Annotated in this window: 28 protein-coding genes; 5 read left to right on the top strand and 23 right to left on the bottom strand. The window is 44.0% G+C overall.

Annotated elements, in window-relative coordinates; all coding sequences use genetic code 11:
• Nucleotides 1-122 precede the first annotated feature (122 nt).
• A complete protein-coding gene (locus VC82_RS03105; RefSeq protein WP_245615966.1) occupies nucleotides 123-1,070 on the bottom strand; it encodes a L,D-transpeptidase in 948 nt (315 codons plus the stop codon).
• A 118-nt stretch (nucleotides 1,071-1,188) separates the two neighbouring features.
• Here VC82_RS03105 and VC82_RS03100 point away from each other — a divergent pair, with 118 nt between their 5' ends.
• Genes VC82_RS03100 through VC82_RS03085 form a run of 4 tightly spaced genes read left to right on the top strand, consistent with a single transcriptional unit; the run spans nucleotide 1,189 to nucleotide 4,201 of the window.
• Nucleotides 1,189-1,995, top strand: coding sequence for an MlaE family ABC transporter permease (locus tag VC82_RS03100; protein WP_045801073.1), 807 nt, complete (start codon nucleotides 1,189-1,191; stop codon nucleotides 1,993-1,995).
• Entirely contained in the window at nucleotides 1,985-2,803 is an 819-nt protein-coding gene (locus tag VC82_RS03095; protein ID WP_245615964.1) for an ABC transporter ATP-binding protein, read from the top strand. Before VC82_RS03100 ends, VC82_RS03095 begins: the two co-directional genes overlap by 11 nt.
• Nucleotides 2,804-2,807: 4 nt before the next feature.
• Complete coding sequence (locus VC82_RS03090) at nucleotides 2,808-3,788, top strand: MlaD family protein (RefSeq protein WP_045801072.1); 981 nt, start codon at nucleotides 2,808-2,810, stop codon at nucleotides 3,786-3,788.
• A gap of 50 nt (nucleotides 3,789-3,838) precedes the next feature.
• The gene (locus VC82_RS03085; protein WP_045801071.1) at nucleotides 3,839-4,201 is read left to right on the top strand and encodes a SpoIIAA family protein; all 363 of its coding nucleotides are present in this window, start codon (nucleotides 3,839-3,841) and stop codon (nucleotides 4,199-4,201) included.
• A 44-nt stretch (nucleotides 4,202-4,245) separates the two neighbouring features.
• On the opposite strand, the gene VC82_RS03080 is transcribed toward VC82_RS03085, so the two are convergent.
• The 19 genes from VC82_RS03080 to VC82_RS02995 all read right to left on the bottom strand — a co-directional run bounded on the left by VC82_RS03080 (nucleotide 4,246) and on the right by VC82_RS02995 (nucleotide 18,082).
• Nucleotides 4,246-5,289 (bottom strand): serine hydrolase domain-containing protein, encoded by a 1,044-nt coding sequence (locus VC82_RS03080; RefSeq protein WP_045801070.1) that lies wholly within the window; start codon nucleotides 5,287-5,289, stop codon nucleotides 4,246-4,248.
• An 83-nt stretch (nucleotides 5,290-5,372) separates the two neighbouring features.
• Nucleotides 5,373-6,377 (bottom strand): AI-2E family transporter, encoded by a 1,005-nt coding sequence (locus VC82_RS03075; RefSeq protein ID WP_262491908.1) that lies wholly within the window; start codon nucleotides 6,375-6,377, stop codon nucleotides 5,373-5,375.
• Between the two features lie 182 nt (nucleotides 6,378-6,559).
• A complete protein-coding gene (locus VC82_RS03070) occupies nucleotides 6,560-6,946 on the bottom strand; it encodes a tellurite resistance TerB family protein (RefSeq protein ID WP_045801068.1) in 387 nt (128 codons plus the stop codon).
• A gap of 125 nt (nucleotides 6,947-7,071) precedes the next feature.
• Complete coding sequence (locus VC82_RS03065) at nucleotides 7,072-8,166, bottom strand: DUF6544 family protein (RefSeq protein WP_052698880.1); 1,095 nt, start codon at nucleotides 8,164-8,166, stop codon at nucleotides 7,072-7,074.
• An 18-nt stretch (nucleotides 8,167-8,184) separates the two neighbouring features.
• Nucleotides 8,185-9,309 carry a BamA/TamA family outer membrane protein gene (locus VC82_RS03060; protein WP_084598148.1) on the bottom strand — a complete coding sequence of 375 codons (1,125 nt, stop codon included), beginning with the start codon at nucleotides 9,307-9,309 and terminating at the stop codon, nucleotides 8,185-8,187.
• Between the two features lie 8 nt (nucleotides 9,310-9,317).
• Complete coding sequence (locus VC82_RS03055) at nucleotides 9,318-10,871, bottom strand: serine hydrolase domain-containing protein (RefSeq protein ID WP_052698878.1); 1,554 nt, start codon at nucleotides 10,869-10,871, stop codon at nucleotides 9,318-9,320.
• A 1-nt stretch (nucleotide 10,872) separates the two neighbouring features.
• On the bottom strand, nucleotides 10,873-11,757 hold the full coding sequence (locus VC82_RS03050; RefSeq protein ID WP_045801066.1) for a hypothetical protein: 885 nt from the start codon (nucleotides 11,755-11,757) through the stop codon (nucleotides 10,873-10,875).
• A 2-nt stretch (nucleotides 11,758-11,759) separates the two neighbouring features.
• Nucleotides 11,760-12,182: a hypothetical protein gene (locus VC82_RS15190; protein WP_052698876.1), complete on the bottom strand. Its 423-nt coding sequence runs from the start codon at nucleotides 12,180-12,182 to the stop codon at nucleotides 11,760-11,762.
• 136 nt (nucleotides 12,183-12,318) lie between these two features.
• Nucleotides 12,319-12,570, bottom strand: coding sequence for a hypothetical protein (locus tag VC82_RS03040; protein WP_045801065.1), 252 nt, complete (start codon nucleotides 12,568-12,570; stop codon nucleotides 12,319-12,321).
• A 4-nt stretch (nucleotides 12,571-12,574) separates the two neighbouring features.
• Nucleotides 12,575-12,751, bottom strand: a complete 177-nt coding sequence (locus VC82_RS15510) for a hypothetical protein (protein ID WP_157517961.1) — start codon at nucleotides 12,749-12,751, stop codon at nucleotides 12,575-12,577.
• Complete coding sequence (locus VC82_RS03035; RefSeq protein WP_045801064.1) at nucleotides 12,748-13,182, bottom strand: hypothetical protein; 435 nt, start codon at nucleotides 13,180-13,182, stop codon at nucleotides 12,748-12,750. Before VC82_RS03035 ends, VC82_RS15510 begins: the two co-directional genes overlap by 4 nt.
• An 11-nt stretch (nucleotides 13,183-13,193) precedes the next feature.
• On the bottom strand, nucleotides 13,194-13,781 hold the full coding sequence (locus VC82_RS03030) for a porin family protein (protein ID WP_045801063.1): 588 nt from the start codon (nucleotides 13,779-13,781) through the stop codon (nucleotides 13,194-13,196).
• A gap of 111 nt (nucleotides 13,782-13,892) precedes the next feature.
• Complete coding sequence (locus VC82_RS03025) at nucleotides 13,893-14,849, bottom strand: hypothetical protein (protein WP_045801062.1); 957 nt, start codon at nucleotides 14,847-14,849, stop codon at nucleotides 13,893-13,895.
• A gap of 9 nt (nucleotides 14,850-14,858) precedes the next feature.
• Nucleotides 14,859-15,872, bottom strand: a complete 1,014-nt coding sequence (locus VC82_RS03020) for a hypothetical protein (protein WP_052698873.1) — start codon at nucleotides 15,870-15,872, stop codon at nucleotides 14,859-14,861.
• The gene (locus tag VC82_RS03015) at nucleotides 15,850-16,350 is read right to left on the bottom strand and encodes a P-loop nucleotide/nucleoside kinase family protein (RefSeq protein WP_052699084.1); all 501 of its coding nucleotides are present in this window, start codon (nucleotides 16,348-16,350) and stop codon (nucleotides 15,850-15,852) included. Before VC82_RS03015 ends, VC82_RS03020 begins: the two co-directional genes overlap by 23 nt.
• Nucleotides 16,351-16,360: 10 nt before the next feature.
• Nucleotides 16,361-16,960, bottom strand: coding sequence for a CDP-alcohol phosphatidyltransferase family protein (locus VC82_RS03010; RefSeq protein ID WP_045801060.1), 600 nt, complete (start codon nucleotides 16,958-16,960; stop codon nucleotides 16,361-16,363).
• A gap of 8 nt (nucleotides 16,961-16,968) precedes the next feature.
• Complete coding sequence (locus VC82_RS03005) at nucleotides 16,969-17,484, bottom strand: hypothetical protein (RefSeq protein WP_157517959.1); 516 nt, start codon at nucleotides 17,482-17,484, stop codon at nucleotides 16,969-16,971.
• Nucleotides 17,485-17,501: 17 nt separating this feature from the next.
• Nucleotides 17,502-17,867 (bottom strand): arsenate reductase family protein, encoded by a 366-nt coding sequence (locus tag VC82_RS03000; protein WP_045801058.1) that lies wholly within the window; start codon nucleotides 17,865-17,867, stop codon nucleotides 17,502-17,504.
• Nucleotides 17,867-18,082, bottom strand: a complete 216-nt coding sequence (locus VC82_RS02995) for a hypothetical protein (RefSeq protein WP_045801057.1) — start codon at nucleotides 18,080-18,082, stop codon at nucleotides 17,867-17,869. The genes VC82_RS03000 and VC82_RS02995 overlap by 1 nt, the downstream gene beginning before the upstream one ends.
• Before the next feature lie 255 nt (nucleotides 18,083-18,337).
• Between VC82_RS02995 and VC82_RS02990 the strand changes: the two genes are divergently transcribed.
• On the top strand, nucleotides 18,338-18,979 hold the full coding sequence (locus VC82_RS02990) for a phosphoribosyltransferase (RefSeq protein ID WP_045801056.1): 642 nt from the start codon (nucleotides 18,338-18,340) through the stop codon (nucleotides 18,977-18,979).
• Here the strand turns inward: VC82_RS02990 and VC82_RS02985 are convergent.
• The 3 genes from VC82_RS02985 to VC82_RS02975 are packed head-to-tail and all read right to left on the bottom strand — an operon-like array spanning nucleotide 18,969 to nucleotide 21,565.
• Entirely contained in the window at nucleotides 18,969-20,417 is a 1,449-nt protein-coding gene (locus VC82_RS02985; RefSeq protein ID WP_045801055.1) for an RtcB family protein, read from the bottom strand. The genes VC82_RS02990 and VC82_RS02985 overlap by 11 nt on opposite strands.
• Nucleotides 20,418-20,930, bottom strand: coding sequence for an archease (locus tag VC82_RS02980; protein WP_045801054.1), 513 nt, complete (start codon nucleotides 20,928-20,930; stop codon nucleotides 20,418-20,420).
• Nucleotides 20,927-21,565, bottom strand: a complete 639-nt coding sequence (locus VC82_RS02975) for a class I SAM-dependent methyltransferase (RefSeq protein ID WP_045803212.1) — start codon at nucleotides 21,563-21,565, stop codon at nucleotides 20,927-20,929. The genes VC82_RS02980 and VC82_RS02975 overlap by 4 nt, the downstream gene beginning before the upstream one ends.
• Nucleotides 21,566-21,677 lie beyond the last annotated feature (112 nt).

Raw genomic sequence — 21,677 nt, 5'->3', positions numbered from 1 at the left:
TATTGAAGCCCCAGCCGACACTACTACTGTTTGCTTTAAAAAATTACGTTTGTTCATCATTCAACATTTTTTATGAGGTTCATTCTTCAGGGTTTACATTACAATCTTAGTTCTTATGTCTTTCAATAGATATCTTTCAATATCTTTTCGTTTCCTAGTGAGTCTTTTACTTTCAAATCATACCGTATTCGTACAGATGTTCCAATGGGGGCATGGTAATAAATAATCCAAGCATCTGCTTCGCGAGTACCTATACAGCCGTTGGAATAGGCCTTGCCCAAGGTTTCAGGGTTTGTCGTTGGGTGTATCATCTGCCCGTTGCGCACCCCGTTGATTTCGGTCTCAATCCAAGGTATCTGTGGCATCAGTGTAGTTTTGCCGTCATCCCTCTTGGTCAGGTAGAATCTTTTGCAGGTAACGGGATTGTAAAAATCAGGGTTCTTTGCATGTCTGACGATATGGCCCTCACCTGTGATCGTTCTCAAATCGGTGATGCGATCACCCATTTTCAGATACCGTTTTCTGTTTTGCCCAACCCTTATGGGAAAGGTATATAACAACACACTATCCTGAAAAAGCCGCAGCTTATATTCAGGAATGTTGATGTCTATCACCAATTGATTTAGGGCACTATGAATCTGTTCTCCCGCAAGTGGGTCGGGAAGCAAAAGTGAATCACCTTCTTGCAATACACGTAATGTTCGCTGGTCGTACACAAAGCTATCTTTGGCCATCAAACGATAGTAGTCTGTGTTTGCCAGAGTGTCCATCACCCATGGATTGGCATGTACCAGTAAGTGTTCGGACAAGGGATAGGGCACCAATGAATCATATCTTGTCACCAACGAATCTAGATGGTCAAAATAATGGCCTATCGTGACATCCTTATCCAAAACAATATATGTTGGACCAATTTTCACAGTATCTGCCGATGCCTCGACATCAAGGCCTTGTTCAGGTTCAATGCGGGCAAAAATGGTCTCCCCGATCACCGCCTGATTCTTCACTTTACAAGATCCCAGTATGGAAAAGAGTGCCATTGTAAGCACCATCCTCTGTAATCGCATCATCTCTATTTTTTTCAATCAAAACTAGACCCCCATAAAATGTCTTGAAATGAGATGGATCAGTCGGTCAGCATGATTTCGGTCATTTCCAAACCCTATTGCAACAAGTATCTTTGAAGTTATGGCTACATGGCAAAAAACGGTCAACAGCAGGGCCAGTTCCCTACTCACAGGCATAAAAAACTTTTTTGTAGAGACGGGGGAGCTCTCTTATTTTGCCGCCCGTTTCTTTAAGGAGGCCTTTAAGCCCCCGTTCGAGTTCAAAGAACTGCTTCGGCAATGCTATCATGTGGGCAACCGCTCATTGGTATTGGTAGGGGTCACGGGTTTCATCATCGGGCTGGTGCTCACCCTGCAATCGCGGCCCACGCTCATCGAGTTTGGAGCTGTTTCATGGATGCCCAACATGGTCGGCATCTCAATCGTGCGAGAGATAGGCCCGGTGATCACCGCATTGATATGTGCGGGGCGAATCGCTTCGGGCATTGGGGCGGAACTGGGCTCTATGCGGGTAACGGAACAAATCGATGCCATGGAGGTTTCCGGCACCAACCCCTTTAAATATTTGGTCGTGACACGCATTATGGCCACCACACTGATGTTGCCCCTTTTGGTGGTCTTTGGTGATGTGATTGCACTTTACGGTTCAGCCTTGGTCGAAAACCTGAAAGGTGATGTATCGTTTCAGCTGTATTTCAACACGGTTTTCGATGCCTTGGGCTTCGGCGATCTGGTACCTGCTACCGTAAAATCGTTCTTTTTTGGTTTTGTCATTGGCCTAGTGGGTTGCTACAAAGGATATTACAGCAAAAAGGGCACCGCGGGGGTGGGCATCGCCGCCAACACAGCGGTGGTGACGGCCTCATTGTTGTTGTTCGTGGTCGATTTCATCGCCGTATTCGTGTCTGATATTTTTTATGAACTATAGCATGAACGAAAACGGTGACATAGCGGAAACCCAAAATGTTCCTTTCAGTGAAACCAATGAAACATTTGAGGCAAGAAAAGTGGTCATCCACATCAAGAATCTTCAGAAAAGTTTCGGCGATAACCACGTACTCAACGGTTTCAACCTTAAACTACAAGAGGGTGAGAATCTAGTGGTCATGGGAAAATCGGGTTCCGGTAAATCGGTCATGATAAAATGTCTGGTGGGATTGATGCAACCGGATAGCGGCTACATAGAAGTAATGGGAAAGGAGGTGAACACTTTGGACCAAACACAGTTGGATGCCCTCAGGGCCGACATCGGGTTTCTATTTCAGGGCAGTGCCCTGTACGACTCCATGACCGTACGCGAAAATTTGGAATTCCCCATGCGCCGGCACAAAGAAAAACTGGGCGATGTCACCGATACCGAACCTTTGGTCTTGGAAGCTCTCGAAAATGTGGGTCTGGCCCATACGATGAATCTTATGCCCGAAGAACTTTCGGGCGGCATGAAACGGCGGGTGGCACTGGCCCGTACGCTCATACTAAAGCCCAAAGTGATTCTATACGACGAGCCCACCAGCGGGTTAGATCCCATTACTGCCAAGGAAATCATTGAACTCATGCGAAGCATCCAAAAGAAATACAACACCTCATCGCTTATCATTACGCACGATGTGGATTGTGCACGGGTGATATCGGAACGGATGGTACTGCTGGTCGATGGCATCAATTATGCCGAAGGCACTTTTGCCGAACTATCAGCATCCACAGATCCGAAAGTGGAAGCATTTTTTAAAAAGTAAGACTATGGGAAAAACAACGGCACAAAACATAAGACTCGGCATTTTCGTAATTCTCGGCACCATATTGTTGGTGATTGCCGCCTATTTGATTGGCAATCGACAGAATATGTTTGGCGATACCTTTCAACTGAGCGCGGTCTTTAAAAACGCGAACGGACTGCAAAACGGCAATAACGTGCGTTTTTCCGGCATCAACGTGGGTACGGTGAACCGAATAGAAATGCTGAACGATACCACCATCAAGGTACATATGGTCATTGATGATAAAATGCGCGATCACATTAAAAAAGATGCCGTGGCCATGATAGGTTCTGATGGCTTGGTGGGCAGCATGCTGGTGAACATCGTGCCCAACACCGGGGATACCCTTTTGGTGGAACCGGGCGACCAATTGCAATCATACAGCAAAATTGCTACACAAGACATGCTCAGCACCCTGAACACCACCAATGAAAATGCGGCCCTTTTGACCGCCGAACTGTTGAAAGTCTCACAATCATTGACACAGGGCAAGGGCACCTTGGGCCGTCTGTTGAACGATACTGCAATGGCCAACGACCTACAACATACCAACAACAACCTAAAGCATACCAGCGGTCAGGCCAATTCGGCTCTTTCTGAATTGAACAAGATCATGAAAAGCATCGATTTTGAGGAAAGCGTTGCAGGGGTATTGCTGACCGATAGCCTTTCGGCCCAACAAGTGCAGAACATCATCACCAACCTGGAAACTTCAAGTACAGACCTCAAAAAGATAGTAAAGAATCTCGACGCCCTTGTGGCCGATATTGATGAGGGAAAGGGAGCCCTGCGCTACCTGACCCAAGACACCGTGCTGGTCGATCAATTGGAAAATACCATGAAAAATATCGATCAAGGCGTTGAACGTTTCAACCAGAACATGGAAGCCCTAAAACACAATTTTTTGACCCGGAGGTATTTCAAGAAGTTGGAAAAGGAAAAGGAAAAAGAGAATAGAGATTAGAGATTAGAGATTAGAGAAAATATTTAAAGTAACCTTAAAAAGCACAAATCATGTTTACAATAAAGAGAGAACTCCCTGAGGATATTTTGGGAGTGGCAGTATCAGGAAAAGTGACCGGAGCAGATTATGACCGCCTAAATCCGTTAATGGAGCAACACAAGGAAAAATATGGAAAAATAAAGTTGCTCGTCGATATCGAGGAATTCAAATGGCCCACGGCAAAGGCCATGTGGGAAGACCTTAAAATGGGGTTTCGCTATCTGGGCACCATCAAGGCCATGGCCGTTATCAGCGATAAGGATTGGATCGAAAATGTTTCGGAAAGTGTCGGGGCCATAATACCGAAGCTCAAAGTCAAGGGTTTTGAGACCGATGAACGTTCAGAGGCGATCGATTGGCTGAAAAAATTTTAGGAACGTTCGTTTCGTTTTTCAAAAACAAGCTGAAAAGTCGGTGCTTATCGCAATTTGTTGACGATTTTGATCAGTGTTCGAAAAGCCACTTGTGGCGCTGCCTGTTGGTTAACGGTTCCTGTTACGTATGCTTTCAATTCAGGTATATGAAACGCTATTGATCCGGTTGAACCGCAATGTCCTATTATTTCAGGCAATGGATGAAAAGGATTGAATATCCTTGGCATGTAGAACTTCTGTAGCCCAATTCCATATTTAAAAGGAAAAAATATGTTGTTCCATTTTTTTAATTCCCCAATTCTGTTCTTCGGAAAAAAATGTCCATTAAAAAAAGCCTTTAAAAATATCATTTGATCTTCGGCATTCGAAATAATATCAGTTCCTGTTGAGCTTAGAAAAGCTGGAATATCCAAAATTCTTGATTCATATCTGATGGGCACATATTCACTCTCAACCGATTTATCGCAAACGTAAGTATTGGTCAAATCAAGTTTTTTAAAATGTTGGGTCAATACACTTCTTATTGGTTCACCGGTAATATTTTCAATTATTTGACCCAGAATTTGATGGTTGGTGTCAGCATATTTTGCTTTTCCTTTTTTCCCGGGAGGGAAATGAGGTTTCATGGTTTTCACCACTTCAATAACCTTTTTGGTATCCCATCGTTGATCTATTCCGGCTTCGAGATTTTTTATCGCCCTTATTCCATCCGGCTGTTTATCCGCCAAATAACAGGGCAGTCCTGAAGTATGCGATATCAGATGTAATACCGTAAGTTCTTTCGAATGATCATGGCCGTTTAAATAGTGAAGTCGATGAATGAACTTATCGGGTAAATACCTTAAAATCTTATCCTTTAAATCCAATTTTTTATTGAAATACAAGCTCAAAATGATTGCGCTGACAAAAAGTTTGTTGATGCTTGCGATATAGTAATTGCCAGTTGTCTCAAAATTCCTCGAAGCACTTATAATATCAATCCCTTTATTCTCGGTCGAAACATAGAATACCGCTCCGTAAATGTTCCTTTTTCTGGCAGCTCTGTGCACTATTCGATTAAGTTCGGTCTGGGTTAACTTATCTTTCACTCTCCATCATTTTTTTCTATTGATAAACGGTACATTGTTGATTTGATCCGCCCTATATTCAGATGGGTCAGAATCAAAAAGGTTCAGTCTTTGCGCTCTTCAAAAAATATGCTGAAAAGTCGGTGCCTGTCATCGTCGAATCGGTCAAGAAAAATGTCCTTTTTTCGAGTTAGGCCATCTTCCAATAGATAGCTCAGCGGTTCAGTGAGTTCAAAGCTCCTGAAAATCTCCTTTGAAATGGCCAAAACGGGCAGGGCCAAGATCATTCCTGCAATGCCCCATGTTATTCCCCCGACAAACAGCCCAAGAATAATGAACATCGGATTGATCTTGATGCTTGGGCCCATAACGTTGGGCGAAATGATGTTTCCCTCGATCTGCTGAACGGCAATGTAGAGCACCACTACCCCTAGGGGCTGCCATAGATTATCGGCCACCATCAGCATATAGAAAAAGGGCAGAATTGCCCCGATGGAGGTGCCCACATAGGGAATAATTTCCAAAAAACCGGCCAGAAAACCCCAAAAGTAAGGGTACGGAACACCGATCAACCACAACCCCGTGCCGATCAGAAGTCCCAAAATAATGATTACAAGGCCCTGTCCGATCAAATAGCGTTTGGCCAACTTTTGAATTTCATCCAACGTCTGTATGACCCTTTTTCGATTCTTCGGTTTTAACTGAACAAGAAAGAAATTCTTGAATGCCGTGCGGTACAACAACATAAAATAGGTGATGACGATGACCAAGCCGATATTCGCCAAAACATAACCTGTGGATTGCAGGCTTTCCTGAATGACCTTTATTGGCACATCAGAGGCGGCAATGATGTTTTCGGAAATCCATTGGGAGGTCGATTCGGCCTCAAGATCGAACTTTTTATCGGCCCAATCGAATATTGAGACCAAGATCTCGTTCAGCCGCCCACGTACCGAAGGAAGGTCTTTAAAAAGAATTCGCGATTGATTGAAAAAGAAAAAAAGCACCCCGAACAGGGGAATCACGGCCACTACATAGGCAATAAAAATGGACAAAATCCGACTACGTACCTTTTTTTCAAAAAAGGCAACGATAGGTTTTAACATCAAGGCAAAAAAAAAGCGAACACCAACGGGGCGATGATGACCTTTCCGACAATAAGAATCCAAACCAATACCGTCAAAGTGATAATGAGATAAAAAATGTTGGCCAGATTAAGGGTGTATTTTTGCATTTTTTTAATACCTGGTTATCTTTCAAAGCCATTTCTTCGATCCATAGAATCAACTGCTTACGCTCTTCCAAATTCGCCGATACATTTTTCAACTTCCCTGTTTGCCCTTTCATCGGTAAAACCGAGACCTATGGCATACTTGTAGATCAATTTTCGCTCTTCAGCGTCCACTTCATGGTCGGCGTTGATCATGCCACAAAAATCACGGAACCTTTCGATCCGCTCTTCCAAGCTGTAGGGAGGAATCAACGGATATTTGTCAGGATCCTTAAGTATTGTCTTGACCTCATCTTCAGTAACATCGAGCCTAAAGGCCAATCGCCTTAAAACAGTTTTTTCTTCTTCGTTCATGTAACCGTCCACGTTCGCCAACTTTACGATAGCGGCAAAGTGTGCGATATTGCTTTGGTGTTCGGTAGATTCATATCGTTCCGCAATGGACATAATAGGGTTTTTGGTTTTTGAATATTGGCAAGATACCCCAATTCAGCGGTTCGAGCAATGACCACGATCAGTAGCGCACTAAAAGGCTTTACTTCAAAGAAAGCAATACGGCACCGGTCAGGGAGTCATTTTTCCTGCAATTGTGATACGTTATACTCAATGGATTTCAAATTGAATTTCCCATATACAAACTCCCCATCCGGATAATGCCAAACGGCCTCCCCGTATGTCGGAAGATTGTAGCCGTTTATATTTTGATAGTTGCCGGTGGGGGTCGAAAACGGATAGGTTTTCATTTCATCTACTGATATGCGGTCATCGGAAACAAAATTGACCAACTGTCCCTTTTCATTAAAATATAGCATGGCCGAAATGGTCGTCCCGTTTACGGTAAACATGGTCTTGACAGTTTGTTTATCCATAGTTTCCCATTGTATGCGGTCGTCAATGAGCGCTACAGGGGCGAATAGGCACAGGTCATTGAAAAAGGTGACCGTTTCGGTGGGGAACATTGCCGGGCCATCGACTTTGGCAACAGGGAACAACGACAGCAACTTTATCATCATACCGGCACCATCTTTTGTGTAGCGATGGTATCCCGTTGTGGGTAGCCCCAACACTTTGGCCTTCATAAAGAAAAGACGGGTGGGGTCGTCAAAAAAATTGTATTGTTCGGAAGTGAATTTGAACCAGGCCTTGCCCCTATCGCGCATTTCGCCCTCAAAAACTATTTTGACATTTTGCAGTTTTGGCTTGCCTACCACCCCTACATAGTTCAAGTAATTTCGGACTGGTTCGGGAATTGTTGCAAGGTCACTCTCGGTAATGACTTCATCGGTAGCGACCATCTTTTGCATCGCAGCGGCCACATCCTTTTTATAGCTATTTTCAAAAGTTTGCGTTCCATAACCCATGATTGCCATTATCAGGACAATAACATTGGCAATGGTACCGAATTTGGCATCAGTCCAGACCATAAAAATCAAAATCTGTGATAAAACCACCGCAATAATGGCAAGTATCGGCCAAGCGTCTTTTTTCATCATATACAGGATACCCGATACGATAAAAAGCAGACCGGTAAGCAGCCAAAGTAAGCCCATGGGCTTTGGAATATCCTTAGTAAATTGTGCCAAATTCCCAAAATGGAAGGCTTTGGCAAAGCCCATAAAATGGATAAGGCCGTGGAACAATAAAATTAGCAGCAATACAATTCTCATGGTTTTGATTTTTTTTCTTTAAAAAGCCTCCCCAAAGGTCACATAAAGCCCAGAGGTGTCTTTTCCAAATCCGTAATCTATTCTTATGTAGGTCGGGTCTTTTTTGTTTACGTTGTAACGCAGCCCCGCACCTACTGTCCATTTGGTGTTGTCGAGGGTCAAACCGCCCAATTTGGGCATCACGTTGCCCAAGGCACCGAAGGCCGCAGCACCGAAACGGCCCGCTATGATCCGCCGATATTCCATCTGTGCCTGAACGCTGTGCTTATCACGAAAACGACCTTCGAAATACCCACGATTGATGATTTCCCCACCGATGAATCCCAACTCCTCGATAGGCACATCACCAGTAGTCAGCACGATTAGCGATTGAAAGGCCAAAACCTCCTTACCAGAAGGTCTGAGGCCAACATATTTTCGGGCATCGACCTTATAGCTTTGAAAACCGAATTCACTTCCTAAAAAAGTCGGGTAGAAAAGGGCCGAAAGTTCCACGTAATGGTTTTTGGTGGGGGTCAAAACATTGTCCCGTTTGTCCCAATTAAATAGAAGGCCCAACCCCACATTGGTGCTTCCTTCTGAACCGATTGCCTCTGGAGGTGGAATCGGTTCATCATCCTGATTTTCAAAATTTACATCGTACATATAACCGAAATGCAATTGAGGGCCTATGTAGGTATCTTCGCCGAAGTTGCGAAGAAGGCTTTGTTTTACTTTTATATTCTGAAAGTTGACCTTCAGTTCATCCGTCTCCAAAGTGTTCGGCCCAATGCCCCAATAGTTTTTTGGGAATTTTTTGTAGACCAGTTCTCCTTTATAGATCCAACGTTCTTCCGGAAATAGAATAGTATACAAGCTGGAAACAACCATTTGTTGGTTCCAAGTATAGGTTGCGTTCAATTGAATATTAGAGGGGCGGGTTTCCTCTCCCGCACCCATTGGTTTAAACTGTTTGAGCACAAAACCGCCGAACATCAAACGGGTATCTGGCGAATAGGCCACGAATGGCAACGGAGTGTATTTTGTTTTATAAGATGACGATGTAGTATCCGCTTTTGGTTTGGGAATCGAATCTTGGGCCTTCATATAAAAACAAAGGAACAGCCCCCAAACTATCGGGAAGCTTTTTATAAGGATGTCCATTTTTATTTTCACATCGAAATACTTTTACTTTTCTTAAGTTCAGGTTTCGTTCTAGTTTTAGGAAACAAAGCCGAGAATACCAAAACCAATGCCATCAAGAAAATAGAAATTCCCAACCATGGGGAAGCTATCGGAAACACCGAGTTCAGAAAGAAATAGTCTTGGTTCAGGCTCCAGATCAATGTCAAAAGCAAAACAAGGGACAACCCCATTTGCACCAATCGAACACCACGGCTATTTGAGGAAAAGGACTCAAAATTGCGCTGACCATAAGTGATTTCCCTTCCTAATCGATATCCTTTCCAAAGCGCTATGAGGAAAAGAAATCCGATGAAAACCCATAACAATTTTGTACCCAAAACAATGACTCCCATACCAACCGATGGAAAGTTGTTCCATTCCGCCCAATCGTTTAAGATATGGGCAAAAAAGGGCCAACTACGCTGGCTATTGGTCAAAATAACGATACCATCGCCCGTTTCGGGAACGGAATGAAAATGCGTCATCCAACCCGAGCCCTGACCCCCATGAGCAACCGCCTTTTTTCTGTTGGGCAACAGTTCTATAAAATGTCCCAATCCGTAGGCATCGAAAACAAGTCCATAATAACCGGAAAGCTCCACTTCAGGAGTATAGAGTTTCTGAATATTTTGTGTGTTGAGTACCTCAAGTCCCGTAATCGAAAAATCGGTCATACTAGCGCAAACGAAAGTGGCAATGTCGCCTACGGTAGAAAAAAGTCCGCCCGCCGCTTTATCGGGATACACGTACACGGGAATCGGGTCACCCTTTACATCATATCCAAAAGGGACCGGGGGTTCCAATGTTTCGCTCCAATTAAAACTGGAACGGTGCATACCAAGCGGGGTCAAGACCTCTTCTTGCATATAGTCGGCAAAATTGCGCCCTGTAACCTCTTCAATCAGCAATTCCAACAAATTAAAACCCGTATTGGAATACGAAAACATCTTGCCCGGTTCCTTTTGCAGAATGGCATCTTTGGACAAAATCTCTTTTAAAGTGGGCTTAGCCTCAAAAGGATTGTATCGCACACCAATCGTACCCAAAGGCATACCCGAAGTTTGGCTCAGCAGTTGCTTTACAGTTATGTTTTCGGTTGGAAAACTGGATTCTGGGAAATCCCAGCTTTTGAAATAGTGGCCTACAGGTCTATCCAGTTCAATTTTTCCCTGTTCAACCAACTTCATCACACCCCAAGCGGTAACCGATTTTGAGATGGACTCCACACGGCAATAGGTATCCGTGGTCATTTTTCGACCATTTTTAAGGTCCGCATACCCGTATGCTTTTGTCCAGACCGTTTCTCCCTTTTGAACAAGGGCAATTTTTGCCCCCGGGATATCGTATATATCCATCAAATTGGGAATACGTTTATCCAAATAGTTAATAAACTCTTTTAGCGGTCCTTTTTTCTTTACCCCTTTGGACGAAGAGCTGCAAGAAATAATTGTGATAAATACAAAAAATAGTATCGGTATGGTCAAGATACCGAGCCTTGGTCTGACCAGAAAATTGAACGATTTTTCATTTTCGCTACACATATCAACTAAAAATTTCTTTCGGTAGTTTCCTTAAAATGGACCATAAAACGCCGATTCCAAGAAGACCCAATACTAAAAATCCAGAAATAGGGCCTATCACTTCGCCCGTTGAATATGAAATACCATTAACAAATTGGATGTAGGTGCTCAAAGCGATTATGGGCAACAGAAAAACAATGATGCCGATCAACGAAAATGCCATTTGATACCCCAGTGGATTACGCTTCAGAATAAGCCAACCCGCCAAAAAGGTAGAAGGGGTAATGATGGCCAAATCCAAAGCATCCGTAACCATGGTCGTATAGTGGTCCAACAAGTCTGGCGGAGCACCCTGCATTGCCGATGAAACAAGCGGTACCGACCAAACGACAAGGGTAACCACACCACATAGAAATAAATAATAGGCCGGAAAAGTTCGGGGAAGGGCTTTTAGGATTTCGGCTGGTAAGATTTCCAAACCTGTATTGACAAACAGCACAATTAAAAAAAATAAACTGGCCGAAAAAAGGAGCACATAGACCATAAAAAGTCCGTTATACGCGGCTCCTAAGCTCATAGAAGCATATACATAAAGAAAAAATGAAATGACTCCCAACAACAACAGACCAGCTTTTAAAGATCCTTTCTTGTAATAGAATAATGCAATCGATAAAAGAGGAATCCCCAAAAATAGGGTTACAAAATCCTGTCCCTTAAAGCCGCTTGCGGCGAAAACAGAATCAAATTTATAAAGGCCTTCGCCAAAAATCAGTACTTCCTCGCCCCGAAGTGTCATAAAGCCGTAAAACTCCCCTTTATCCATAATTAAAAGCGGACCGATTGTAGCAATCAACGAGAGTACCACAATCAGTATTCCCAGCCAAATAATTGTTTTTTTCGGGTTCATATCTAATTATCTGTCCGTTCCGGTTTGTTTTCTGACCTATGCAATCGGAGACCAACAACGATCAACAAGATGGAAACCAAGTAATATGTAATATGGGTCTGTGGGAAAAAGAAATCTATATTGATGATTAGTTCCGTGGTCAACCAGACCAATAGAATTGTACCTTGAAATACAATTAAATAAGGATGGTACCTGACTTTTTTAATCGTTAGTACTGCTATTAAAAGACTAAGTGCCCCATTACCAAAAAACAAAAGTATGCCAGGTATTAAATAGTCATCGAAGGGTGTATTCTCCAAGAGTTCCATAGGCATTTTAAGGGATTCTCCACTAGGGTCGTTCATGAGTTCATAGCCTCCCCAAAGTCCAGTTATTCCTAAAAAGAATAACAATACCAATGCTACCGTTCGTAGAATTTTATCCATGGACTTAAAATTTATATTCGCATTGTTGTCATTTTTGTATGCCTGCCATTAAGTATCAGCCGAAACCGATCAACCAAATCACTATGGGATAAGCTACCCAATGCACCCTTACCACCCCAACTTAGCCCAAATACCTTTACACAGGCTGCGTTAAGTGTTTCAAGTTTTTCTTGGATAAAAGTTCTGTATCGGTATAAGACTTCTCCATTAGCGATAAGACATCCTTTTTATAGGTGTTTTCAAATCCGTCGGATGCTAAACCGATAATGCCTACCGGTATTATGACATTGGCAATGGTGCCAATGGTATCCTTACAACTCATAAAAATCAAGATTTGCGATACCACTACCGCAATAAAGGCAAGTATCGACCAAGTATCCTCTTTCATCAAATTAAGAAGGGCGGATAAAATAAAAAGCAAGCAAGCCAGTCAACAACCAAAGCAATCCCATAGGTTTTGAGATTTCTTTGGTAAACTGTCCCATATTCGCAAAATCAAAAGCTTTCACAAAGCACATAAAATGGATAAGGCCGTGGATAACCAGTATAATGACAACTACGATTTTCATGTTTTTTGCGCCTTTATCGTTTCCATATCCTCCACAAGCAACCAATCATCCATTTTAGGGTATTTTGAGCGGTCAAAGGCAAAGGGTTCCAATACTTCAAAATTTGTGATGGTAAACAACTCGATATACCGTTTGCCCGAGAACCGTTTCAAAAGCCCTGTATCGAGCATCAATTTATCCTGATGTTTTTCGATGAGTTCGGCCGATTCCTCTTTTGTCAGCTTTCCAGAATTAAAGACCTCCTTGACCTCTGCTGCACCTTTTATCAGTCCGTCGCCCTTGTTTTCAATAAAGTAAAGAATATCGCCCACGGAAACTTCTCCGTAGGGCGTTCGTCTTCCCATTGCACCGCGAATAATCATGGTTTTTTCGCCTGATTTCAGATTTTCGAGTTCGTTGGCTTTGTGATCTAGATATACAATATGGTTCATCTTATCGTATTTTAAAATATTTTAGCGATTCCGACGCCAAAACTGATATAGTTCAAATCCACATCGGTCGTGGTATTCCCGATTTCAATATCCCTTGAAAGGGCACGATAGCCAATTTGTGGGCGTAGGTTCCAGTTGCTGCCCAAATCCACTTGAAGGCCTGCACCTATTTCCCAGCCGAGACCATGATCGGAATCTGCAGTGATGTCTCCCGCATCGTTCTCTACTTCGATATGATTGTAGATTCCCCCAGCTCTTATCAGATAGGACAAGGAAGAATTGTTTATCGGATGGATGAACTGGAGCCCGAAGGTATAACCGGTCATTTCAAAATCGGTATTTCCCGTTCCGGGGAAAGAGGGCGTATCGGATGCGAATTTGTTCCAGCCCCAACCGACGTAAGCCCCCAAATGGGGCATGAAACGATACCCGACGGCAGCCTCGAAGCCAAAGCCCGTTTTTAGGTCGGCATTGCCGATATCTTGTGTGGCAAAATTTATGTTGGGCCGCAGTTCTGCCGACCATTTGTCTTGGGCCATTGATGCTTTACCAATAATTAATCCCAAGCCTATTAAAACAAGTGTTCTAAACTTTTTCATGACATAATGATATAAGGATTAAAGCTGCGAAATTAGCTGGCAGGCCTTCCTATCACAATGATTCAAGTCAGTTGCCACTTCGATTTTCGCAGATAGTTTTAAATCTTTAATTTATGCAGAACAGATTTTTGAGATAGTCTCTTTCGTTTCAATCTTAAAATGGCGCAAAACCCGAAACGCCCTTAGCGTATTCCAACGACTGGGCCTGCCCGCTTTTTCCATATCAAAATGTGTTTGGCCGGGATGCTTGGCTTGTACGTTCCAAGTGCCGTCTTTATTTCTTTTATTTAATAGTTCATCGATGGCGGGCTGCATACGTTCGTCCCATTCAGAACCGGCATATTGAAAATAGTCGAGCGCGCTTAAAATATCATACCGCCACCTTCGGGGGTACGAAAGCTTGAGGAATCTTTTGTCAATGATATTTCCCGTTCTATCGGAAAGAAACAATCGGTGCATCAGCACGAATTCTTTAGAGGCATCGATGACATCTTTTACTTCCCCTGCGCGATAAGAATATCCATTTTTTACATATTCGGTCAAACCCTCTAAGACGGAGAGCGTACTGTGCAAAGAACTATGTACTGCCCCCGAGCGGTTCGACCGGCAATTGAAGCCCCCATCGGGCATATGTTCTCGCAACAGCGCATCGACAATCGATTTTAGGTCATCTTCGTTTGCCCTGAAATAAGCCGCATAGTTCAGCACCATGCCATTAACGCATACATCACTCTTCTTCGCCTTTAAGAGGAGAATACCGCCATCTTGCGTTTTGCAGGTCTGAAGTATCATGGTAATGGATGTTTTGATCAAAGAATTATTCGGCGCAATGCAAAGGTTTCGGAGATCCAAAAGTGTGTAGTGGGTCGATGTCCATTTGGGATAATAAAACTCCCTGCCCCAATGCCCGTTCGGGTTTCGTTTCGATAGGTATTTGGCGCCCCAACCTTCTTTCACAATCTTATTTTGTAAATCGTTGCGTTCCGTGAGCAACAAGTCATGATGGATTTGGTACTGAATGGAGACATCGCCTTTGAGCAACCATTGTATGATTTCGTTGTTTTTCATGACATTTCTTTACTGCGAAAATGATTTCAGATAATCTTCCATCAAATCGAGATATTTTTGAACCTCTAAAAGTGTCTTTTTTTGGTCGGCATTGTTATATGCACTCTTAGCCCTTAAACTATTGACCTTGGCACGCACATTGGCCCGATAGCATTTATAGTACGTAAAAAGTTGCCGTTCCTCATCGTTCCGCATTGCCGGAAAGTGAAGATTATAATGCCCGATACACAATTCTGAGAGTTCGTTTTTGTCATGTGCATCGAGATCCATACAGAGAAAGGCCACTTCGTTCAACACATCTATTTGCCGATAGTCATCATTGAACTCCAAACAATCGAATGGTTGGGGCCCCGGCAACAGAAAAATGTTGCGCGAGTGCAGGTCACCGTGGCAATCCCTAAAAAATCCTGAGCGCAATCTGTCTTTCAACAACTTTTCATGTTTGTCAAAAAAACCATCAGACACGATTACCGCACGGTCGATAGTCTTGGCACTGTCAAAACCTAGCTGTTCTGAAATAAACTGCTTTTCTGCCACAAGATCATTGAATTTTTCCTTTATATCTAGCACATCCTTTTCGCGGATCACAGCAGCCTTTTTGTGGAAATTCTCTATCCATTCGGCGAGGTTTTTTATGTGTTCTTCGCTTACCCTGCCTTGCTTCAGCAGTTTGTCCATTCGCATTTTGGGGTCAAGCTTTCGCATCTTCAGTGTGTAATCGATGGGCGCCCCAAAATCGCCCCCAATCTTAAAATGGCCGTTCACTTGGTAAACCGGCAGTACCCCGAGGTAGATGTCTTTGGCGAATCGTTGGTTCAGTTGAAGCTCCCTTTCGCAAAAATGTTTCCGCCGTTCAACCGTTGAAAAATCCAAAAAGGAATATTTAATCGGTTTTTTGACCTTATAGACGAAATCATCGCACAGAATGACCCATGAAATGTGGGTCTCGACCAATTCGCAATGATCGGTGGCTTCCGGAAACTCCCTTTCGGAAATCAATTTATCTATCTGCCCTTGGGTCATCTTTTAGGTATTCCATTGCCTTTTGCAGCATATCATCGATATTATCATTGGTGGATTGCACCGTCAGATGGGGCCTGGTGAGTGGTTCCCATTGTTTTTCAATCGTTTCGTACACCCCAAAATCGGCCTCGCTATAAGGTCTGTTTCGTTTTAGCCGCTCTCTGATGATTTTTTCATCGGCCCGTACCTCGATGAAGAAAACTTTCTCACTCACCTTTTGCAAAAACAAATCCCTTGTTTCCTTTTTATGGAAAGTGGCATCCAATACCACATTTTTTTTCTGGGCGATGGCCTCTTCCATTTTCTCTAGCATGGCCTCATATACTATTGCCTTTTCCGCTTCGGAATATGTGCGTTGGGGCAGCAGTTCTTTCCGTAACCGATCACTGTTGATGTATTCGGCAGGTATCGTTTTGGCGAGCCTTTCGGCAAAATAGCTCTTTCCCGAGCCGGGGAGGCCTAAAACGATAATAATCAAATTTTGGTTTTTATTCACTTTCGACAGCGTTGCCAATTCTTCGTTCATCTTTCAGTGCCCAGTAGATGCCTTTTACGTCCTTTACCCATCGATCATACATAAAAATAAGGGTAATTTCCTCTAAGGTTTCCAATACCCCTACAACAATCATAGCATAAAAGAGCCAATAAATCGGACCGAAAAACAAGGTCCACAGAATAAAACCTGCCTGCATTACGGCAGAGATTTTTGCCAGATACGTATGAAAGGCCGTGGCCTTGCCATATTTGAAAAATGCGATGAGCATTTGTATGATATAGGGCACAAAGGCAATGGCAATGAGCAGCAGGTTTTCTTTGATGAAATCGTTTTCAAAGACCCAAAGCCCGATGAGGCCCATGATAAAGGTCAGTTGGTCACCCATTGAATCCAATTGGGATCCCCTCGCACTGCTGACCTTGAGTTTTCGGGCCAAAAAGCCATCGATGGCATCGGTACTATAGCTGATGAGCAAAAACCAAGAGAAGAGCTGTCGCTCCCCTAACCAGACCAAAACCAGTAGCAGCGGCACCGCAACGATGCGGTAAAACGAGAACCAATCGGCAATATTGAAGTTTTTGAAAGTAAGCATATATGTTTTCACTGGTCAAGCAGGCCATCCAACTTTTTGATGATCTGCCCTGAGTAAACGGGAACATCGGCCATGACGGATTCCCCTGCCAGACCATCAACCCCCTCGACCGTATTGCCCCCCTCACCGGAGGTTGAAAAGACAACGAACTTATCGGCATCATCTTTGTTTTCGGTGATGAACTCCTCCACAGCTTCGGGTGGTTTGTCATATTCCCAAGTGTGCAAGATCAAAATTGCACTATAATCTGATGGGGCTATTTGTGGCAGACCTGAAACATCGATGACCTTGATGAAAAGCGAATCGTTTTCGTAATGGTCAACGATACGTTGTACCACCGCATTTTTGAATTCACTGCCCTGTGTGGCGATGAGCAGTTTGTCTTCAAAACTTTCGGCATATATCGTGTAAGGTTCTACGGGATCCATCGAATATTCGTACTTGTACCAAACGGCCAATATGAAGAACAGGGCCACGATACCGATCAATATCCAGACGACTATTTTGTACCATTTTCTTTTCATGATCATTATTTTTTGGATCAAATCTTTATGATATCCGTTGGTGTATCGACCAAAATGCTTTTGTTTCCCCTGAGTGCTATGGGCTGTTTCATGATATCCGGGTTCTTTTGTATCATTTTTATCCAATCTTCCGTAGAGAAATCATGGTGCTTAAAACGCTTGGTATAGGCAGGGTGTTCTTGATTCACCAAATCGCACACCCTTAGGCCCAGCCGAGATGCCAACTCGGCTATCTGTGTGCCCGTCAAGGGGGTCTTGATGATGTCTATCAACAATATGGGCAAGCCCTTGGCCTTGGCGTAGGCCAAGGCCTGTTTTGCCCTTACCGATTTGGAATGGTAAAACAGGGTGATCTGCCTTTCTGAAGTAGCAATTTCGCCCATCAACCCCTATTGTTATGTGTTTCCAAATGATGTTTCAATAATTCCCGTAAGCTTTGGAGGTATTTTTCCAAAGTGCTTTTGTCCACTTTGGGATGCCGGGCCACGGGCAGGGTCATGGGGTCTTCTTCCAAGAATTGATAAAGTTCCGGATACTGCGTCTCTATAGTATTGGTGAGGTCGCTGATTTCGTTGAGCAATTCTTTTAGGTCATTCATTTTGTGAACCTTTAGATTCCATCCCTGTTACGGCTCAAGAGCTTGGGTGCTTACAATTATCATCTTTTAGGGAAACCCAAGGTAAAGCTACTGGTATGGCCCATTTGTTGAAATGATTTTCATCAGTTCAAATCCTTGGCATGAATGATTCACATCATTGTGCAACCCTTTGTTTGTTGCTTATCTTGAACACTGAACCAAAAAAGAAAACAATCATAGGGCATGAACTTCGGTCGGGAAGAAAAGTTTTAAAAGATGTTTAAAGATAGAACTGATGCGGCACTGCAACTCGCAGAAAAATTATCACCTTACAAAAGTCATAAGGGAAATATCGTGGTCTTGGCCATACCCAGAGGCGGACTTCCATTGGGGGCGATTGTGGCAAAAGCTCTTGACGCTCCTTTGGATGTGGCCCTTTCGAAAAAATTGGGCCATCCCTACAATAGGGAATATGCCATTGGGGCAGTAAGTCTCGAAAATGTGGTCTTGAACGAGGCAGTAGGGGTGACCAAAAGTTATATCGTTGAAGAATCGGAGCGCGTCAGAAAAAAACTCCGCAAAAGGCACGACCAATATTACAAGAACAGATTCCCACGAGATTTGAAGGGCAAAACCGTCATCATCGTCGATGATGGCATCGCCACGGGCAATACCATCAAGGTAACGGCGCAGTTGGTACATGGCCAAAAACCGAAAAAGACCGTGGTAGCCATTCCGGTGGCGCCCCCATCGGCGGTCAAAAATTTGGAGGATTCAGAATACATCGATGAAGTGGTCTGTTTAAATACACCTCGTAATTTTCATGCAGTAGGGCAGTATTATGAGGAATTCGGCCAAGTCTCAGATACCGAGGCCATGCAATTGTTGGAAGAGGCCAATAGAATCATCAACCCTTGATGACCGCCATAGGTTTCAATTTTGCGACCTTTTTGGCAATGCCGGAAGTTTCTACGGTATCGACCACCAAATCAACATCTTTGTAGGCTATGGGCGCCTCTTCGGCAATGCCCCTGTATGACCCCTCTACCAATATGCCCTTTTCCCTGAGTTCTTGTTTCAGCACTGGGGCATTTACCTGCTTTTTGGCTGCTGTTCTCGACAAGCGTCTGCCAGCACCGTGGCAGCACGACCCAAAGGTCATTTCTTCACTTTTTGGGGCACCCGCCAGCACGTACGAACACGTGCCCATGCTACCCGGAATGATAACAGGCTGCCCTGCCTTGGCATAAGCTTCCGGCAGTTCATCAGATCCGGGGCCAAAGGCCCTTGTGGCCCCTTTTCTGTGTACGATGACCTTTCGGGGCCCATCTTCTGTGGTATGGGTCTCTACTTTTGCAATGTTGTGTGCAACATCATACAAAAGTCTTAGCTGCCCTCCATCTTTTCCAAAGACAGTCTGCCAAGCATTTGCCACCCCACCTGAAATGACCTGTCGGTTGCACCAGGCAAAATTGGCGGCAGCGCACATGGCCTTGAAATAGTCTTGCCCTTCTTCTGAATTGAAAGGTACACAGGTAAGCTCCCTATCGGGTAGCTGTATGCCATATTTGGGCATGGCGGCCATCATTGACCGTATGTGATCGGTGGCCACTTGGTGCCCCAGTCCGCGAGATCCGGTGTGGATTAAAACCACCACCTGACCTTTTTGCAGCCCATAGGTTTGTGCGATAATATCGTCGTAGATTTCCTCGACATAATCCACTTCCACAAAATGGTTCCCGGAGCCAATGGTGCCCAACTGGTCAGCCCCTCTGTTCTTGGCCATCGCCGAAACATAACCGGGATCGGCAAAGGGCAATCTGCCATTGTTTTCTATAAACTGTAGATCTTCTTTTGAACCATATCCACGTTCAATCGCCCATTCAGCACCCTTTGTGAGCACCTCGTCCATTTCATCGGCATAAACCTTGATAGGTCCGCCCTTGCCCATACCCGATGGAATTTGGGCGTTGAGCTCTTTCGTAAGGTCTTCCAAACGGTTTTCCACTTCTTCGCGTTGCAGTTTTGATACGTGTAGCCTTACCCCACAATTGATGTCGTAACCGATACCCCCGGGCGAAATGGCTCCTTCGGGGTGGGCGGTGGCCGCAACGCCCCCGATCGGAAAGCCATAGCCTTCGTGTACGTCGGGCATGACAAGCGAGGCCTTTTTGATGCCCGGCAGGCATGCGACGTTCACCAATTGGCTGAGTGATCGGTCATCCAAGATATCGTCCAATAGGGTTTCGTTCGCCAAGATTCTGGCGGGTACGCGCATATCTTCCCTAAAGGATTTTGGAATTTCCCACAGATACTCCTCAATTTTTTGGATATCGTCCTTTTTTACTTTCTTCATCTAAATGTCAAAAATGATATGGCTTTCCCAGATGTTGTCGTCGTTCTTTTTTACATAGGCTTCGTGGTAGGTTACCCCCTTGATTTCTTCATCGAAACCATCGATCCATTTACCATATAGCTGTGCCTCGATTCTGTTGTTTGACAGTTCTGAAAAATAGATATTGCAGAAAAGCGCTTTCTGGACATAGGAAAGTGAAAGCACCTCAGACAAAAAATCGACCAAAAGGTTTGTGGGATCGGCTGATGAGATATCAAGTCTCATCAAGCAGTCGAAATGGTCTGCGGCATCACCACAGCCCTCTTTTAAGATGTTGTTCATCGCCCTTAGGTTGTTCTCAAAAAGTTCTTTGTAGGTAAGGGCATATACCTTTGTCTCTACATCGGCAGTATGTGGCAATGCCTTGACATAAACTTTTTGGGGGTTTCCATAATACAAACCCCGCCTTTTGCGGTTTCTTGCCCGGGCAGTTGTTTTTTTCCCGTTTTCCCTTGACTCTTGAACAACATTCATTTTTTCTGTGCTTTTACCACAACAAAAGAACCCTCTCCTGTTCCCTCTTTTGGTGATTGAATGTTTTTAATTTCCTCTAAATTGTCGAACAGCGTCTGGTTATATTTGAAATTTTTGAACCCCGCTTTTTTGAGCAATTGCTCCATTTCTTCCACCGAATAAAAAACGGCCTTTTCATAAAAGTTACTCTTATGCCGCCTGGCCATATACGACTGTGCGATTAGTCGTTCCTTATCCAAAAAACCAATAATAATCGCCCCATCGGGCTTTAATACCCGACGGGCCTCTGACAGGGCTTTTTTCAGGTTTTTGAGATGGCAAACCGTGACAAAGAGCACAAAATCGAATTGCATGGCAGCATAGGGCAACCGTTCGGCGGTGCCCTTCATGATCTCAATGCCCCTTTTCATGGCCCTTTTTGCCATTTCGGCCGAGGGTTCAATGCCCTCTTTGATGCCCAAGGGCTCTGAAAACCTTCCCGTGCCCAGGCCCACCTCTATGCCCCTGATATTTTGGGGCAGCTCTAAAAACTGCTCTTGCAGGGCCAAAATTTCTGATTGATAGGCCTCGGGGTGGTCTTCGTACCACTGTTCATATTGTGCTACGTGCTCGTCAAATGTTTTGATGGATGCCATGACATTCATGATTTACCTAAATATCAATGGAAAGTGACAAATGCACAATGATGTAAATCAATTACATCTTTTTTAACATTGCACGACCTCTTTGCTCGGATAAAAAAAAGTA

Origin of the sequence: Flagellimonas lutaonensis (assembly GCF_000963865.1) — a bacterium.
Classification (GTDB): Bacteria; Bacteroidota; Bacteroidia; order Flavobacteriales; family Flavobacteriaceae; genus Flagellimonas_A; species Flagellimonas_A lutaonensis.
The sequence above is the reverse complement of the archived record's forward strand: the minus strand, read 5'-3'. Positions and strand labels throughout refer to the sequence as shown.